Origin of the sequence: Sphingomonas sp. (assembly GCF_003248515.1) — a bacterium.
GTDB lineage: Bacteria > Pseudomonadota > Alphaproteobacteria > Sphingomonadales > Sphingomonadaceae > Sphingomonas_I.
This window is the reverse complement of record NZ_QFOB01000002.1, coordinates 46,710-62,579: the sequence shown is the minus strand read 5'-3', so window position 1 is coordinate 62,579 and position 15,870 is coordinate 46,710. Positions and strand designations below refer to the sequence as shown.

The 15,870-nt window shown below is 67.3% G+C and carries 17 protein-coding genes; 10 read left to right on the top strand and 7 right to left on the bottom strand.

Translation table 11 applies throughout. The features are described 5' to 3' along the window. Entirely contained in the window at positions 1-810 is an 810-nt protein-coding gene (gene proC, locus DI605_RS03410; protein WP_293969064.1) for a pyrroline-5-carboxylate reductase, read from the top strand. Next, the gene (locus DI605_RS03405; RefSeq protein ID WP_293969061.1) at positions 807-1,871 is read left to right on the top strand and encodes an AI-2E family transporter; all 1,065 of its coding nucleotides are present in this window, start codon (positions 807-809) and stop codon (positions 1,869-1,871) included. Before proC ends, DI605_RS03405 begins: the two co-directional genes overlap by 4 nt. Positions 1,872-1,911: 40 nt before the next feature. Here the strand turns inward: DI605_RS03405 and DI605_RS03400 are convergent, their stop codons facing one another. The 3 genes from DI605_RS03400 to modA are packed head-to-tail and all read right to left on the bottom strand — an operon-like array spanning position 1,912 to position 3,959. After that, positions 1,912-2,523 carry an ATP-binding cassette domain-containing protein gene (locus tag DI605_RS03400; RefSeq protein WP_293969058.1) on the bottom strand — a complete coding sequence of 204 codons (612 nt, stop codon included), beginning with the start codon at positions 2,521-2,523 and terminating at the stop codon, positions 1,912-1,914. Then, positions 2,513-3,199: a molybdate ABC transporter permease subunit gene (gene modB / locus DI605_RS03395; RefSeq protein ID WP_293969055.1), complete on the bottom strand. Its 687-nt coding sequence runs from the start codon at positions 3,197-3,199 to the stop codon at positions 2,513-2,515. The genes DI605_RS03400 and modB overlap by 11 nt, the downstream gene beginning before the upstream one ends. A 7-nt stretch (positions 3,200-3,206) precedes the next feature. After that, positions 3,207-3,959 carry a molybdate ABC transporter substrate-binding protein gene (gene modA / locus DI605_RS03390; RefSeq protein WP_293969052.1) on the bottom strand — a complete coding sequence of 251 codons (753 nt, stop codon included), beginning with the start codon at positions 3,957-3,959 and terminating at the stop codon, positions 3,207-3,209. 48 nt (positions 3,960-4,007) lie between these two features. On the opposite strand from modA, the gene DI605_RS03385 reads away from it, so the two are divergent. Next, positions 4,008-4,499 (top strand): DNA-deoxyinosine glycosylase, encoded by a 492-nt coding sequence (locus DI605_RS03385; RefSeq protein WP_293969049.1) that lies wholly within the window; start codon positions 4,008-4,010, stop codon positions 4,497-4,499. 77 nt (positions 4,500-4,576) lie between these two features. Here DI605_RS03385 and thiD read toward each other — a convergent pair whose 3' ends face one another. The 3 genes from thiD to DI605_RS03370 all read right to left on the bottom strand — a co-directional run bounded on the left by thiD (position 4,577) and on the right by DI605_RS03370 (position 8,638). Then, complete coding sequence (thiD, locus tag DI605_RS03380; protein WP_293969046.1) at positions 4,577-5,410, bottom strand: bifunctional hydroxymethylpyrimidine kinase/phosphomethylpyrimidine kinase; 834 nt, start codon at positions 5,408-5,410, stop codon at positions 4,577-4,579. Further along, positions 5,407-6,744 (bottom strand): phosphoglucosamine mutase, encoded by a 1,338-nt coding sequence (glmM, locus tag DI605_RS03375; protein ID WP_293969043.1) that lies wholly within the window; start codon positions 6,742-6,744, stop codon positions 5,407-5,409. The genes thiD and glmM overlap by 4 nt, the downstream gene beginning before the upstream one ends. 85 nt (positions 6,745-6,829) lie before the next feature. After that, a complete protein-coding gene (locus DI605_RS03370) occupies positions 6,830-8,638 on the bottom strand; it encodes a peptide MFS transporter (RefSeq protein WP_293969040.1) in 1,809 nt (602 codons plus the stop codon). Positions 8,639-8,769: 131 nt separating this feature from the next. Between DI605_RS03370 and DI605_RS03365 the strand changes: the two genes are divergently transcribed. The 3 genes from DI605_RS03365 (at position 8,770) to DI605_RS03355 (ending at position 10,749) form a co-directional block, all read left to right on the top strand. Further along, the gene (locus DI605_RS03365; RefSeq protein ID WP_293969037.1) at positions 8,770-9,354 is read left to right on the top strand and encodes a nitroreductase; all 585 of its coding nucleotides are present in this window, start codon (positions 8,770-8,772) and stop codon (positions 9,352-9,354) included. Between the two features lie 61 nt (positions 9,355-9,415). Next, positions 9,416-9,763, top strand: a complete 348-nt coding sequence (locus DI605_RS03360; RefSeq protein ID WP_293969034.1) for a GntR family transcriptional regulator — start codon at positions 9,416-9,418, stop codon at positions 9,761-9,763. 47 nt (positions 9,764-9,810) lie between these two features. Then, a complete protein-coding gene (locus tag DI605_RS03355) occupies positions 9,811-10,749 on the top strand; it encodes an L-threonylcarbamoyladenylate synthase (RefSeq protein WP_293969031.1) in 939 nt (312 codons plus the stop codon). Positions 10,750-10,761: 12 nt separating this feature from the next. On the opposite strand, the gene msrA is transcribed toward DI605_RS03355, so the two are convergent. Further along, positions 10,762-11,307, bottom strand: a complete 546-nt coding sequence (msrA, locus tag DI605_RS03350; protein ID WP_293969028.1) for a peptide-methionine (S)-S-oxide reductase MsrA — start codon at positions 11,305-11,307, stop codon at positions 10,762-10,764. A gap of 149 nt (positions 11,308-11,456) precedes the next feature. Here msrA and DI605_RS03345 point away from each other — a divergent pair, with 149 nt between their 5' ends. From DI605_RS03345 to DI605_RS03330, 4 genes are all read left to right on the top strand, one after another. Next, a complete protein-coding gene (locus DI605_RS03345; RefSeq protein WP_293969025.1) occupies positions 11,457-12,968 on the top strand; it encodes an O-antigen ligase in 1,512 nt (503 codons plus the stop codon). A 228-nt stretch (positions 12,969-13,196) separates the two neighbouring features. After that, complete coding sequence (gene xrtV, locus DI605_RS03340) at positions 13,197-14,102, top strand: exosortase V (RefSeq protein ID WP_293969022.1); 906 nt, start codon at positions 13,197-13,199, stop codon at positions 14,100-14,102. After that, a complete protein-coding gene (epsI, locus tag DI605_RS03335) occupies positions 14,099-14,821 on the top strand; it encodes an exosortase-associated protein EpsI, V-type (RefSeq protein WP_293969019.1) in 723 nt (240 codons plus the stop codon). Before xrtV ends, epsI begins: the two co-directional genes overlap by 4 nt. Before the next feature lie 80 nt (positions 14,822-14,901). After that, the gene (locus DI605_RS03330; protein ID WP_293969016.1) at positions 14,902-15,810 is read left to right on the top strand and encodes an EpsD family peptidyl-prolyl cis-trans isomerase; all 909 of its coding nucleotides are present in this window, start codon (positions 14,902-14,904) and stop codon (positions 15,808-15,810) included. Positions 15,811-15,870: the final 60 nt, after the last annotated feature.

Sequence of the window (15,870 nt, the reverse complement as noted above, 5' to 3'; positions counted from 1 at the left end):
ATGGCCTTTCCGATCGAGGGGCCGATCTGGTTCATCGGCTGCGGCAATATGGGCGGCGCGATGCTCGGCCGCTGGCTGGACGAGGGGCTGGATCCCGCCCGCGTCACGGTGATCCGCAAGTCGGCCGAGCCGGTCGCGCCGGGCGTGACGGTGCTCACCGCGCCGCCGCCCGATGGCGCGGTGCCGGCGCTCGTCGTGCTGGCGGTCAAGCCGCAGATGCTGGATCTGGTGGCGCCCGCCTTCGCGCCGCTGCTGGAGCGCGAGACATTGCTGGTCTCGATTCTCGCGGGCGTCGAGACAGACGCGCTGCGCCGCCGTTTTCCCAATCCCCGCGCGGTGCTGCGGGCCATGCCCAACACGCCGATCGCGATCGGGCGCGGCGTGATCGCGCTCCATGGCGAGGGGCTGGATCATGCCGGCCGCGCGCGTGCGGAGTCTCTGATGGCGCCGCTCGGCCGCGTCGAATGGGTCGATGAAAGCCTGTTCGACGTCGTGACCGCGCTGGCCGGCTCCGGCCCCGCCTTCCTGTTTCGTTTCGTTGATGCGCTGGCGGCCGCCGGTGCCGATGCCGGGCTGGATGCCGATCAGGCCGCGCGCCTCGCGCTCGCCACCGTCACGGGCGCGGCCCTGCTGGCGGAAGGCGCGAAAGAAAGCCCCGCCGCTCTGGCCGATCGCGTCGCCAGCAAGGGCGGCAGCACGCGCGCCGGCCTCGACATATTGGACGAGCCCAGCGCGCTGCGGGCGTTGATGCGCGATACGATCGATGCCGCGATCCTCCGCAATCGCGAGATGGCCGCCGCGGCGCGATGAGCGAGCCGGCCGATTTTGCGCGGCTCCACCGTATCGCCAAGGTGGTGCTGTCCATCGCGCTGGTCGTGCTGGGCCTGTGGATCGGGGGCACGTTCCTGCCCGCGCTCGTCTGGGCCGCGATCATCGCGATCGCGATCGATCCGCTATACCGCCGTGCCGAGATCCGCTGGCCCTGGGCGCGCAATCTCTTCCTGCCGCTCGTCGCGACCACGCTGATCGCGCTCCTCGTGCTCGTGCCGCTCGCGATGGGCGCGGTGGAGGCGGCGCGCGAGGCCAAATATCTCTTCGCCTGGCTCGCCGATGCGCAGGAAAATGGCATGCCGGAGCCGGAATGGCTCACGCGCCTGCCGCTCTTTTCCGATCAGGTCGCCGCCTGGTGGCACGATAATCTCGCCACGCCCGAAGGCGCCGGCCAGCAGCTTCACCGGCTGCGCAGCGGCATGCTGCTGGAACAGTCCCAGTTGCTGGGCAAGGGGCTGATCCTGCGCGGCGTGATCTTCGGCTTCACGCTGCTGGCGCTCTTCTTCGTGCTGCGTGATCGCGATGTGATCGTCGCTCAGTTCGCCAGGGCCGGCGATCGGCTGCTCGGCCCCGCCGGGCAAAGGCTGGGCGGGCAGGTGATCCTGTCGGTGCGCGGCACGATCGACGGGCTCGTGCTGGTGGGCATCGGCGAGGGCGCGGTGATGGCGATCGTGTATCTCGCCGCCGGCGTGCCGCATCCGCTGCTGCTGGGCTCGATCACGGCGGTGGCGGCGATGATCCCGTTCGGCGCGGCCGTCTTGTTCCTCATCGCGGGCGGCCTGCTCGTGGGGAAGGGCGCGGTGGGCGCCGCGGTGATCGTCTTTGCGATCGGCATGGCGGTGGTGTTCGTGGCCGATCACTTCATCCGCCCCGTCCTGATCGGAGGCGCCACGCGGCTGCCCTTCCTGCTGGTGCTGATCGGCATATTGGGCGGGGTGGAGATGCTCGGCCTGCTTGGCCTGTTCGTCGGCCCCGCGACGATGGCCGTGCTCATCATGCTGTGGCGCGATTATGTGGGGGCGGGCACGGCTTCGGAGTGATTTTCGCACCGTGCGCGTGAAAGCGCGGCGTGCCTCGGCTTTACCGCGCCACCTCCACCACATGGGTCGCCAGCCTTTCCACCTCGCTGTGCGAGTGGCTGACATAGAGGATCGGCAGGCCCATCTCGTCGCGGATCCGTTCGATCAGACCCATGATCTCCTCGGCTCTCGCCCGATCCAGCGCCACCAGCGGCTCATCCATCAGCAGGAAGCGCGGCGCGGAAAGCAGGGCGCGCCCGATCGCCACGCGCTGCGCCTCGCCGCCGGATAATGTCGCGGGTTTGCGATCGAGCAGGTGGGCGATGCCCAGAAAGACGGCCGCCTCCCGAAGCGACATCAGCGCGGCCCCCTCCCTTGCGCCGTAGGCGAGGTTCGCCCGGACGCTCATATGCGGGAAAAGCCTGCGATCCTGAAAAACATAGCCCGCGCGCCGGGCCTCGGGCTGCAGATCGATTCCGTCGCCAAACAGAGTCTCACCCGCCACGATGATCCGGCCCGCATCGGGCTTCAGCAGCCCGGCCACCATATTGAGCAGGCTCGTCTTGCCGCAGCCCGAAGGCCCGAACACGGCCGTAAGCCCCGGCCCGGACGAGAAAGCGAGGCGCACGTCCGCCTCGCCGATCCGCCGCGCGACATCGACGTCAAAGGACATGGGCGCGCGGCCCCGAACGGCGGATCATCCATTCCGACGCGATCAGCGCGCCGAGCGACAGGATCACGGAGATGATCGCCAGCCGCACCACGCGCGCCTCGCCACCCGGCACCTGCATCGCCGCATAGATGGCGATGGGCAGCGTGCTCGTCTCGCCCGGAATGTTGGAAACGAAGCTGATCGTGGCGCCGAATTCGCCCAGCGATCGCGCGAAGCCCAGCACCAGCGCGGCGAGGATGCCGGGCAAGGCGAGCGGCAGGCTGATCGTGCGGAAGACCCTGGCCCTGCTCGCGCCCAGAGTCCGCGCGGCCTCTTCCAGCCGCACGTCCACCGCCTCGATCGAAAGGCGGATCGCGCGCACCATCAGCGGCAGCGCCATCACGGCGGCGGCAATCACCGCGCCCGTCCAGCGGAACATCACGGTCACGCCGAACCAGCGATCCAGCCAGCCGCCGATCGGCCCCATCCGCCCGAACAGCAGTAACAGGATCCAGCCGGTGACGACCGGAGGCAGCACCAGCGGCAGATGGACGAGCGCATCCACCACGATCCGTCCGGGAAAGCGCCGCCGTGCGAGCAGCCACGCCAGCCCGAAGGCGAAGGGCAGAACCAGCAGCACCGCGACGATCGCGACCTTCAGCGAGAGGAGGACGATTCCCCAATCCTCGCCGCTCATGCGGGCGTCATCGCGTGCCGAAGCCGTAGCGGCGGAAGATCGCCTTGGCCTGTGCCGAGCCGAGGAAGCGCAGGAAGGCAGGGGCGTCGGCGCTCTTCGCGCCCGTCAACAGCGCCGCCGGATAGATGATCGGCGCATGGCTCTCATCGGGGAAGGTGCCGACCACCTTCACGGCGGGGGAGGCCATGGCATCGGTGCGATAGACGATGCCGTAGGGCGCCTCGCCGCGCTCCACCAGTGCCAGCGCCGCGCGTACATTCTCGGCCCGCGCCACCTTGGGGGATATCGCGGCCCATATGCCCAGCCTGGTCAGCGCCTCGCGTCCGTAGAGGCCGGCCGGCACCGCATCGGGATCGGCCATGGCCAGCTTCTCGCGGCCGAGGGCGATGGCCAGCGGAAAGCCCTTGCGGATTGGCATGGGGCGGGTGGGGCCGGCCGGTGCGATCAGCACCAGCGCGTTGGTGAGAAGCGCCACGCGGCTGCCGGGCGTGACGAGCTTGCGCTGCTCGACATAATCCATCCACGGTTCGTCGGCCGAGATGAAGAGATCGGCGGGCGCGCCCGCCGCGATCTGCCGGGCGAGCGCCGAGGAGGCGGCGAAGGAAAGGACCGGGCGCTCGTGCCCGGCCTTTGTCCACGCATCCGACACGGCATTGAGCGATTCCTGCAGGCTCGCGGCCGCCAGCACCAGCGGCGCTTCGGCCGTTGCGGCTTCCGCGAGGCCGAACAGCAGGAGCAGGGCGAAAATCAGGCGGCGCATGGGGCTCCCCGGCAGGTCCGCTTGCTCTATGCACCGGCGGATACGGCCATGACAATCAAGAGCGCCTTTCCGCCCAGCATCTCGTCCGATGCGCGGCTGCTGATCCTCGGCAGCCTGCCGGGCGAGGAATCGCTGCGGCAGGGGCGCTATTATGCGCATCCCACCAACGCCTTCTGGTGGCTGATGGGCGAGGTGCTGGGCGAGCCGCTGCCCGATTTTCCTTATGAAGCAAGGCTGGATCGGTTGCAGGCGAATCGGATCGGCCTGTGGGATGTGATCGCCAGCGCGCGGCGGGAAGGAAGCCTCGATCAGGCGATCCGCGATGCGGAGGTGCGCGATCTGGCGGCGTTCGTGGGCGGCCTGCCGGATCTGCGCGCGGTGGCGTTCAATGGGGCCACCTCGGCGCGGCACGGGCGCAGGCAACTCGCCGGCGTGAGCGGGGTGGCGCTGATGGATCTGCCCTCGTCCAGCGCGGCGCATGCGGGGATGACGAGGGCGGCGAAGCGGGGTGCGTGGATCGGGTTGCGGGGGTTTCTGTAACGGCGCTCCCCTTCGCAATCCGTTCGCTTCCCGACGCGTTCGAACCGCATGGGGTTGGGGAAAGGCGCGCGCGAAATTCAGATCACCAGTGGAGCCTTGCCCCGAAAATGTTCGCGGCCGAGGCCATGCCCCATCGGGCCGTGGCCGGCGCCCAGCCCCGGTGCGGCCTCGATCGCCGAGCGCACATAGAAGCGCGCGCGGGTGATCGCCGCCTCCGGCTCCAGCCCAGCGCCCAGCCCGGTCGCGATCGCGCTGGAAAGGGTGCAGCCCGTTCCGTGCGTATGGCGTGTCTCGATCCGATCGCCGCTCCATTCGGCGACCGTGCCGTTCCAGCCGACGAGCCGATCCGTAAGGCGTGGGCCTTCCGCATGGCCACCCTTCACCAGAAAGGCCGCCTGATGATCGCGCACCAGCCCGATCGCAGCCGCCACCTGCGCGCCTTCGTCGGGCAGCGCCTCCGCCCCTGCCAGCGCCGCCAGTTCGGGCAGGTTGGGCGTCACCAGCACGGAAAGGCGCATCAGCCGGCCGAAGGCGGCGATCGTGGCTGCGTCCGCCAGCACGGCACCGCTGGATGCGATCATCACCGGATCGAACACGACCGGCACGATCTCCCGGCCTCGGAACAGCGCCTCCAGCCTGTCTGCCACGGCATTCGCCACCTCAGGCGATCCGATCATCCCGATCTTGATCGCGTCCACGCCGATGTCGGAGACGACCGCATCGATCTGTGCCAGCACGATTTCGGCCGGCACGGGCAGCACGTCTGTCACGCCCCGCGTATTCTGCGCGGTGATGGCGGTGATGGCGGTCAGCGCATGGCCGCCCAGCATCGTGATCGTCTTGATGTCCGCCTGGATGCCGGCGCCGCCGCCCGAATCAGAGCCAGCGATCGAGAGGATACGCGGGATCACGCCGCCTTGCGCACCGCGTCGCAGATGCTGTCCACGACTTCGCCGACGAGCTTCGCATCCTCGCCCTCGGCCATCACGCGGATCAGCGGCTCGGTGCCGGATTTGCGGATCACGAGTCGGCCGGTGCCGTCGAGGCGCCTCTCCGCATCCGCGATCGCCGCTTTCACCTTCCCGTCCTCCAGCGGCTGGCCGCCGGTGAAGCGCACATTCTTGAGCAATTGGGGCAGGGGATCGAACTGGCGCAGCAGGCGATGCGCGGGCTTGCCGGAGGAAACCAGTTCGGCCAGCACCTGCAGCGCCGCGATCAGCCCGTCGCCCGTGGTGGCATGATCGGCCAGCACGATATGGCCCGATTGCTCGCCGCCGACATTGTAGCCGCCCGCCCGCATCGCCTCGACCACGTAGCGATCGCCCACCGGCGTCCGATGGAGCGCGATGCCCTGGCCCCACAGGAAGCGCTCCAGCCCGAGATTGGACATGACGGTGGCGACGATCCCGTCACCCTTGAGCGCGCCGGCGCGCGCCTGCGATCCGGCGATCAGCGCCATCAACTGATCGCCGTCGACCACCTGGCCGCGATCGTCCACCACGATCAGGCGATCGGCATCGCCGTCCAGCGCGATGCCGATGTCCGCGCGCGTCTCCAGCACTTTGGCCTGCACGGCACTCGGGTCGGTGGAGCCGACATGATCGTTGATGTTGGTGCCGTTGGGCGAGACGCCGAGCGTGATGACGTCCGCGCCCAGTTCCCACAGCGCATCAGGCGCGACCTTGTAGGCGGCGCCATTCGCGCAATCGAGCACGACGCGCAGGCCATCGAGCCGCAGATGATCGGGGAAGGTGGATTTCGCCGCCGCGATATAGCGCCCCTGTGCATCCTCGATCCGGCGCGCGCGGCCGATCTGCTCGGCGGGCGGGAGGGCCACGCGCCCGTCGATCGCGCGCTCGATCGCGGCCTCGGTATCGTCGGAAAGCTTGTAGCCGTCCGGGCCGAACAGCTTGATGCCATTGTCCGCGAAAGGATTGTGGCTGGCGGAGATCATCACGCCAATGTCCGCGCGCATCGATCGCGTCAGCATCGCCACGGCGGGCGTGGGCATGGGGCCGACCAGCACCACATCCATGCCGACACTGGTGAAACCGGCCGTCAGCGCGCTTTCCATCATATAGCCGGAAAGGCGCGTATCCTTGCCGATCAGCACGCGATGGCGATGCGTGCCGCGCATGAAGTGCGCGCCGGCCGCCTGGCCGACTCGCATCGCGATCTCGGCGGTCATCGCGCCTTCGTTGGTGCGGCCGCGTATGCCGTCTGTGCCGAAATATTTGCGGGACATGATGATCTTCCGGTGAAACTCTGTGCGGAGGGCTTAGCGCAGGACGCGGGTGCGCGTCATGTCGGGCAGCCCTCCGCCGATGGCCTTACTGCACGCCGTGCATCCACTTTTTCAGCAGGGGCGAAACCAGCAGGAGCCCGATGCCGATCGCCACCGCCGCGATGCCGATGATCGTGAAGGTGTGGAGATAGGTGTCCAGCGCCAGCTTCGGATTGGTGACCTCGCCGCCGACCGTGGAGACGGAGGTCAGCTGCGTGATGAGGCCGCCCGCATAATTGGCCATGGAGATGGAGAGGAACCAGACCCCCATCATCATGCCCACGACCCGCGCGATCGACAGCTTCGTGATCATCGAGAGGCCCACCGGCGACAGGCACAATTCGCCGATCGAGTGAAGCAGATACAGGATCACCATCCAGATCAGCGCGACACGATATTGCCCGTCGGCAAACAGCGCCCCCACCGGCAGGACGAGAAAGCCGAGACCCACCAGGGTCAGGCCGATCGCGAACTTCACCGGGATGGATGGCTCCGCGCGTCGCTTGCCGAGCCACACCCACAAGGCGGCCATGACGGGCGCGAGGGTGACGATGAAGATCGGATTGAACACCTGCACCGATCCGCCCGGCATGTCCCACCCGAAGATGGAGCGATCGACCGATCGCTCCGCGAACAGGGTGAGGGCCGATCCCGCCAGCTCGAACAACGTCCAGAAGACGACGGACATCACGATCAGGATGGAGGCGACCAGCATCATCTGGAATTCGGCGCGGGATCCCGCGCGGAACGCCCAGATGGGCATGCCGATCGCGGCGGCGGCGAAACAGGTGAGCAGCGCCTTGCCCAGCAGCGGCAGCGCGGCGAGATAGCCGATCACGCCGGAGCCGGCCGCCGCCGCCTCGCTCGCCGCGGCGGCGGAGGTCAGCGTGTTGTTCAGGAGCAGCCAGGAGACGGGCACCGCCGCCGCCAGCGCGACATAGCTGAGCAGGCGCGCGCGCGGCGTGGAGGAAGCGGGGCGCTCGCCATAGCCGGCAAGCTTCCCCTTATCGAACTGGAACAGGCTCCACGCCACGACCATGCCCACCGCGACGAGCCCGAAGCCCGCCCACCAGCCGAGCGCGCGCGCCAGCAGCGGCGCGATCAGCTGGCTGCCGATCGAGCCGAGATTGATGCCCATGTAGAAGATGGTGAAGCCCGCATCGCGCCTGCGATCCCCCGGCGGATAGAGGGAGCCGACCATCGTGGAGATGTTCGGCTTGAACAGCCCGTTGCCCACGATGATGAGCGACATGGAAAGCAGCATGAGCGAAATCCAGAAGGGACTGCGCACGCCGTCCGTCCGGTAATCGCCCTTGGCGATCACGGGCGGCAGGGGCTGCCCGGTCGCGCCTTCCAGGCGGATCGATCCGTCCGCTTGTCCGCGGATCGCGAAATTGCCGGCGGACGTGACGACATATTGTTCCTCGCGGCCGCTGACGGCGGTGGACACCTGCACCGCGTAGGTCTGCCCGCCATGGATGAAGACCGGCTTCGCCTGCTCTCCCCCGAAGCACAGGCCGAGATAGCCGACCGACATGATGATCGCGCCGAGCTTCACGGCGCCCTTGGATCCCAGAATGCGATCCGCGATCAGGCCGCCGATGACGGGCGTGAGATAGGCAAGGCCGATGAAGGCACCGTAGAGGCCACCCGCGGCGACATCGTCGAACAGATAGAATTTGGTGAGATAGACGACGAGCAGCGCGCGGATGCCGTAATAGCCGAAGCGTTCCCACATCTCGGTGGTGAACAATCGCGCGAGCTGGCGGGGATGGCCGAACCAGACGTCTGCGTCGGCCGGATTGACGTGGCTGATGTCGGGCTGTGCCCGCGAGGAATCGGTGGCGGTCTCCATAAGACCCTTTTCTGCAAAATGCGGCGTGCCGGGGTGGCCCCGGCCGAATGGCGTGAGCCTAGTCGCGAAATCGTCCGCCGCAAATCCCGCAGGCGATTGTTGGCCGGGCGGTGGCCTGTTAGCCACAGCCGATGTTCAACGATCTCTCCTCCACGATCGCCCTGCTCGCCACGCGTCGCTCGGGCAAGGCCCGCGATCTGGCCGCTCCGGGGCCGGATGCGGCACAGCTCGATCGTATCCTCGCCGCCGCCACGCGCGTTCCCGATCATGGCAAGCTCGCGCCCTGGCGCTTCGTGATCGTGCCGCAGGAGAAGCGGGCGGATTTCGCCGCCCTGCTGCACGAAGCCTATGCCGCGCAGGCGGAAACGGTCGGCAAGATGGCGCGTGAGGCCGTGGAGCAGTTCGCGCACCAGGCGCCCTGCCTGATCGTCGCGCTTTCCACGCCCGCGCATGCCAGCCAGATTCCGATCTGGGAGCAGGAGCTTTCGGCAGGAGCCGCCTGCCAGAATCTCCTGATCGCCGCCCATGCCGAGGGCTTCGTCGCCAATTGGCTCACCACCTGGGCGGCCTTTTCCGAAAGGGTTTGCGCGGCCTTTGGCGGCGGGCGCGATGCGCGCATCGCCGGTTTCCTCTTCATCGGCACACCGACGAGGGAGCTGGAGGAGCGCCCGCGGCCGGATCGCGATGCCGTCGTCGGAATATGGCAGGGCCGCTGACATAACGCGACGGTTAGTGGTTGCCACTCGCGCCATGCTGTGTTACGACAGCATAACGCAAATGTCGACCGCAGACCGCCCTGTCTATCTCCGCCTGCGCGATCATGTGATCGCGATGATTCTCGATGGGCGCATCGCGGAGGGGGATGCCCTTCCTTCGGTCCGTGCGCTCGCGGCCGAGCATGGCGCCAATCCGCTGACGGTGGCCAAGGCCTATCAGACCTTCCAGGAAGACGGGATCGTCGTCGTGCGGCGTGGCGTTGGCATGTTCGTGGTCGAAGGCGCGGCTGATCGGCTGCGCTTGGCCGCGCGCGCGCATTTCCTCGAGGAGGAATGGCCGGAGGTGGCCGAGCGGATCCGGCGGCTCGATCTCGATCCGGCCGAATTGCTGGATCGCCTGCCGGCCTGAGGCCGGCCCGCTTGCCTGCCGTGCCGCCGGGCTGATACCGGCCCCGCGTGACCCGCCGTCTGCCTTTCTCCCCTGCTGCGATCGCTGAGGCCGCCGCGCTGATCCGCGCGGGCGAGCCCGTCGCCGTGCCCACCGAGACGGTCTATGGCCTTGCCGCCGACGCGACCGACGCGGCGGCGGTCGCGCGCATCTATGCGGCCAAGGGGCGGCCTTCCTTCAATCCGCTGATCGTGCATGTGCCCGATGTCGCGGCGGCGGAGGCGCTGGCCGATCTGGGCGATGCCGGAAAGGCGCTGGCGCGCGCTTTCTGGCCGGGGCCGCTCACGATCGTGGCACCCCTTCGTGCCGATGCGGGGATTGCCGCGCTGGTGACGGCGGGCCTGCCGACGATCGCGCTGCGCGTGCCGGCGCACCCGGCGATGCGGGCGCTGCTCCTGGAATCGGGTCGCCCGCTGGCCGCACCTTCCGCCAATGCCAGCGGGACGATCAGCCCCACGCGCGCGGATCATGTCCTGCGCTCGCTGGCGGGACGGATCCCGCTCGTGATCGATGCGGGTGCGACGGGGCTTGGGCTCGAATCGACGATCGTCGCCGTCGTCGGCGGTGCGCTGCGGCTGCTTCGGCCCGGCCCGATCGATCCCGCAGCGCTGGCGGGCGCGACGGGGCTGGATGTCGCGACGGATGACAATGGCACGATCCAGGCCCCCGGCCAGCTGGCCAGCCATTATGCCCCGGCCGCGCCGGTTCGGCTGAACGCCACGGAGCGACGCGCGGGCGAATGGCTGATCGGGTTCGGCCCGGTGGCGGGCGATCGCTCGCTCTCGCCGGCGGGGAATCCGGCGGAGGCGGCCGCCCGCCTGTTCGATCTGCTCCACGAGGCCGACGCGGCCGGCGTGGAGCATATCGCCGTGGCGCCGATCCCGGATGAGGGGCTTGGTCTGGCGATCAACGATCGCCTGCGCCGGGCCGCCGCCCCCCGGATTTAGCGCCGGGGCGCCTCAGGCCGCCGCGCCGGCCTTCAGCCGCGCCTGATAGCTTTTGCGAAGCTTCGCCAGCTTGGGCGGGATCGTGGCGAGGCAATAGGGATTGCGCTGGCCTTCGCTCTCCCAATAGGCCTGATGATAATCCTCGGCCGGATACCAGGGCGCGTCCGGCTCGATCGTCGTCACGATCGGCGCGGGCCAGTCGGGCTGGGCACGCTCCTTCGCGGCCTTCGCCTCGGCTTCCTGCTCGGGCGAATGGGGGAAGATGGCCGATCGATATTGGGTGCCGATATCGTTGCCCTGCCGGTTGAGCTGCGTCGGATCATGGGTGTGGAAGAAAATGTCGAGCAGCGTCGCATAATCGATCACGTCCGGATCGAAGCGCACCCGGATCGCCTCGGCATGGCCGGTATCGCCGCCGCATACCTGCTTGTAGGTCGGGTTCGGAAGGCCGCCGCCGATATAGCCGCTTTCGACGTGGGACACGCCGGCGACATCGTTGAACACCGCTTCCACGCACCAGAAACACCCGCCTGCCAATGTCGCGACTTGTTCGGCCACCGCCGGTCTCCTCTCGAATGGTTCGTTAAGATGGGGGATCTAGGAGCGGAATCAATCGCAGCCGCCCGTCGCGCATGCTCGCCATGGCGGAGGGGCGCTGCTAAGCCGGCCGCGCGGCGGGTTGTCATGTTGCCGTCGATGGGGCGCTTATGTTTTCGTTGATCTGGATTTCGATAAAGATCGGCACGCTCCTGACGATCTACGGATTCGCTTTCACGAAGCTGGTGCACAAGTCCGAAGCGAACTGGATCATGCAGCGCCTGCTGCCGATCACGGTGGGCCTGTTCGTGACGGGCGTGCTGTTCCCGTCGATCTGGCTTTACTGGGCGCTGATCTGCATCCTCATCCCCACTTTGTCCCGCACCACGGCGGAGGCGGCGTGCCTTTATGTGCTGACGGTGCTGATGACACCGACGGCGCAGCTCGAGATGAATCTCGGCTCGATGTATCTGCTCACGTTCGACAAATGGCTGTTCGCGGGCATCGGCCTCATCATCGCCGTCCAGATCCGCCGGTCGCGCGCGCGCCTGCCTGTCGGCTGGTTCGATCTGTTCTTCGTGCTCATCATCACGCTGGAACTGATTCAGGCGCGTGGCATGAACGTGACGAGCACGCTGCGCTCGCTTTTCGGCACCGTGGTCGTGCTGATCCTGCCCTATTTCGTCGTCAGCCGCTCGCTGCGGCAGCCAAGCGACATTCGCCGGCTGATGTTCACCATCGCCTTTGCCGGCTTCGTCCTGTCGTGCGAGGCGGTCTATGAGCTGCGCTTCAAGTTCCTGCCCTATGATCTGATCTCGCAGCATCTGGGGTCGGTCGTCGGCATCAGCGCCTACAGCAAGCAGCGCGCGGGCAGCCTGCGCGCCTCCACCTCCTTCGAGGAATCGACGAGCTTCGGGCTCTTCCTCGCAATCGCCTTCCTCGCCATGCTCGCCTCGCACGATATCTTCAAGAACCGGCAGTCCCGCCTCATCGGGCTGATGGTGATGCTGGCCGGCCTCTATGCCGCCAATGCGCGTTCCGCGATCCTTTCGCTGGTGCTGGGCGTGCTCGCTTATGATTTCTACCGGAAGCGCTACGGCGCGATGATCGTGAAGCTTGCGGGGATCGTCGGCCTTGGGCTCATGGCCCTTTCGGCCGCCCAATTCTCGCCGCGACTCGCGGATCGGCTCGGTGTTTCCGGCTCCTCTGTCGATTCGACCGATTATCGCGCGCTGCTCCTCCGGCGCGGGATGGAGGAGATACGCAAGCATCCGTGGACAGGGACGAGCTCGGCCGAGGCCAAGATCGCGCTGGCGGACATCCGGCAGGGCGAAGGAATCATCGATTTCGTCAACGCCTATGTCTTCTACGGCCTCACGGCGGGAATCGGCGGCATCATCATCATGATCGTCTGCTTTTTCGGCACGGCCCTCAGGATGCTCGCCATCCGCAAAAGACTGCAGAAAACGCCCGGCCTGGTGCAGGTGGGCGCCGTGGTGTTCGCCGTTTCCCTGTTCACGGCCGTCACCGCCTTCACGTCCGGTTTCGGCGGCAAGGGCAGCATGATCTTCTACATCGTCATGGCGATTTCGTCGGCGCTCGGCACGCGGCGCGCGGCGGTGGCGCGGCCGCCGCAGATCCGGCGCGAGGAACCGGCTCCCATCCCCGTGGCCGTTGCCTGAGCGCCCGGACGCGATCCGGAAATGCGTAAACGCTTGCGGTATGCGGCGGATCGCGGGAAGAGATATCCACAATATGACGGAAGACAAAATTAGGATGGCGAGGCTAGAGGCGGACCGGGGCATGGTGCCGGACGTTCCCGTTCACGGCCCGAAATGATGGTGGTCGTCGAATTCATGGCATGTGATCCTTCATGACCGACGGAGCCCGCCGGCAGGATGAGCCGCGACATGTCTGATATTTCCGCGGTGGCGACACGGCCCGCAGCGTCGGGCAATGGCGCGCGTATCGGTGCTTTCGCCGCCGAACACTGGCTGCTGCTGCTGGGGCTGGCCGCGCTCATCATTCCCACCCTGCTGTCCGTCGCGCGGGATACGTGGTCGACGGAGCAGGGCGCGCACGGCCCGGTCGTGCTGGCCACCGGCATATGGCTGGTGCTGCGCATGCGGCCCGCGTTCCTGCCGCTCGCCCGTCCCGGATCGCCGGCGTTGGTGGCGCTCGGCCTGTTCGTCACGCTGACCATCTATGCGCTCGGCCGGATCAGCGGCACGATCGAGATGGAAGGCTTCGCCCTTTATGCGGTGACGGTGACGATCACCTATGCCTGCATCGGGCTGCGCGCGATGCGCGTGCTGTGGTTCCCCATCCTCTATTTCGCTTTCCTGTTTCCGCCACCCGATTCGCTCGTGGCCGCCGTCACCCAGCCTCTGAAGCTCGGCATCTCGCGGGAGGCGGTGAACCTGCTCAGCATGTTCGGCATGTCGGTATCGCGCACCGGCGTGATCATCCAGGTGGATCAGTATGACATTCTCGTCGCGGCGGCCTGCGCGGGGCTGAATTCGATCATCAGCCTGTCGGCGATCGGCCTGTTTTACATCTACATCCGCCACAATGCGAACTGGCGCTATGCGGTTGTGCTGATGGTGGCGATCGTGCCCGTGGCGATCCTCGCCAATTTCGTGCGCGTGCTGCTGCTGATCCTCATCACCTATTTCTTCGGCGATGCGGCGGCGCAGGGCTTCCTTCACGGATTTGCCGGCATGACCATGTTCACCGTGGCGCTTCTCGGTATCTTCGCGATCGATACGCTGGCGAGCCCGATCCGCCGCCGGCTCTCGCGGACGGGGGAGGCATGAGCGATATGGACGCGAGCGATCAGCCCCCGGCCAAGCCATCCTTCGTGCCGTCGCGCCGCGATCTGCTGATCGGGGGCGCCTGCCTCGCCGTGGCCGGGACTACCTATGCGCGGATGCCGCGCCGCCGCCTGGCGAGCATACCGACCGGCAGGCTGGAGAAACTGGCCCCCGATGTGATCGGTGACTGGCGCTTCGAGATGGCGAGCGGGATCGTCCTGCCGCCACCGGATGATCTGGCGCGGCTGCTCTACGATCAACAGGTAACGCGGGCCTATGTGAGCGAGAAGCATCCGCCGATCATGCTCGTCATGGCCTATGGCAGCAGCCAGGGCGGCATGCTCCAGGTGCATCGGCCCGAAATCTGCTATCCCGCCAGCGGCTTCCGCTTGAGCCGGACGAGGACGGAAACCTTGGCCATCGGCGGTGGGCGGGAGATTCCCGTGCGGGCATTCACCGCCACGGGCGATACCCGCGTGGAACAGGTGATGTACTGGACGCGCATCGCGGACGACCTGCCCACGAGCTGGACCAGCCAGCGCATCGCCATCATGGAGAGCAATCTCAAGGGATCGGTGCCGGATGGCCTGCTCGTCCGTCTCTCCACCCTCGTCGATCAGGTCGCGCCCGCGCGCGTCGCTCTGGAAACCTTCGCGCGCGCCATGCTCGATACGGTCGGCCCCCTCGGGCGCCGCCAGTTATTGGGTTCGGGCGTCGCCTGATGCTGTATCGTCATCCCGATCGGGCCGGGGGGCATCGTCTCGATTCCGGAAAAGGCATCCTAGAAAAAGGAATGTATGAGTTGAGGAACATTAAGGTCATCGCGGTTGGCGGGCTGCTTGCGACGACGGCGGCCATTACGGGGTGCAGCAAGGATGCGCCTTCCGGCCAGGTCGCCGCTGTCGTCAACGGCAAGGAAGTCACGCTCCAGGAGATCAACGCCGAATTGCAGGCGTCGAACATTCCGGCATCGGCGGACAAGAAGACGGTGCAGCGCGAGCTGCTCCAGCGGATCATCGAGCGCAAGCTGCTCGTGGATGCCGCGACGGAGAAGGGCATCGACAAGACGCCCGAATATCAGACGCAGAAGCGCCGCGCGGACGAACTGCTCCTCGTCCAGCTTTATGCCAAACAGCAGCTGACGGCTGTTCCCGTGCCCAGCACCATCGACATTTCGAACTTCATGGCGCAGCACGCCAATGTGTTCGGCCAGCGGCAGCAGCTCTCGCTGGATCAGATCCGCTTCCCGACGCAGCCCGATCTCCAGAAGCTGAAGACGCTGGAAAAGGATCACACGCTGGATGCCGTGGGCCAGACGCTCACAGGCATGGGCATCAAGTTCGAACGTTCGCAGGTGGGCCTGGATACGGGCAGCGTGCCGACCGACATCATGAAGAAGATCGACAGCCTGCCCCAGGGCGAGCCGTTCGTGATCCCGCAGCCGGGCTTCATCACCGTGAACGTCATCCTCTCGCGCCGCCCGCTGCCGGTGGACGAGGCGAAGGCGAAGCCGGCCGCGGTCAATGCGTGGCGCCAGGAGAAGTTCGGCGAACTGCTGACCAAGCAGATCGAGGCGCTGAAGGCCGGCGCGAAGATCAGCTACCAGAACGGCTTCGGTGCTCCGGCCAAGGGCGCACCCTCGAATGTGCCGCCGATGGTGTCCGGTGCGCCCACCGGCACTCCGGGCGCGGCCGAGCCTGCAAAGCCCTGACGATCACAGAGGGGTGGCCCGCTTCGGGCTGCCCCATCTTGTGTCGCCCCATCTTGTGTC

Coding starts and splice junctions, on each gene's coding strand:
- epsI (WP_293969019.1), top strand. CDS start 14,099: ATGAGCGATATGGACGCGAGCGATCAGCCCCCGGCCAAGCCATCCTTC.
- DI605_RS03405 (WP_293969061.1), top strand. CDS start 807: ATGAGCGAGCCGGCCGATTTTGCGCGGCTCCACCGTATCGCCAAGGTG.
- DI605_RS03345 (WP_293969025.1), top strand. CDS start 11,457: ATGTTTTCGTTGATCTGGATTTCGATAAAGATCGGCACGCTCCTGACG.
- xrtV (WP_293969022.1), top strand. CDS start 13,197: ATGTCTGATATTTCCGCGGTGGCGACACGGCCCGCAGCGTCGGGCAAT.
- DI605_RS03385 (WP_293969049.1), top strand. CDS start 4,008: ATGACAATCAAGAGCGCCTTTCCGCCCAGCATCTCGTCCGATGCGCGG.
- glmM (WP_293969043.1), bottom strand. CDS start 6,744: ATGTCCCGCAAATATTTCGGCACAGACGGCATACGCGGCCGCACCAAC.
- proC (WP_293969064.1), top strand. CDS start 1: ATGGCCTTTCCGATCGAGGGGCCGATCTGGTTCATCGGCTGCGGCAAT.
- modA (WP_293969052.1), bottom strand. CDS start 3,959: ATGCGCCGCCTGATTTTCGCCCTGCTCCTGCTGTTCGGCCTCGCGGAA.
- DI605_RS03370 (WP_293969040.1), bottom strand. CDS start 8,638: ATGGAGACCGCCACCGATTCCTCGCGGGCACAGCCCGACATCAGCCAC.
- DI605_RS03360 (WP_293969034.1), top strand. CDS start 9,416: ATGTCGACCGCAGACCGCCCTGTCTATCTCCGCCTGCGCGATCATGTG.
- modB (WP_293969055.1), bottom strand. CDS start 3,199: ATGAGCGGCGAGGATTGGGGAATCGTCCTCCTCTCGCTGAAGGTCGCG.
- DI605_RS03400 (WP_293969058.1), bottom strand. CDS start 2,523: ATGTCCTTTGACGTCGATGTCGCGCGGCGGATCGGCGAGGCGGACGTG.
- DI605_RS03365 (WP_293969037.1), top strand. CDS start 8,770: ATGTTCAACGATCTCTCCTCCACGATCGCCCTGCTCGCCACGCGTCGC.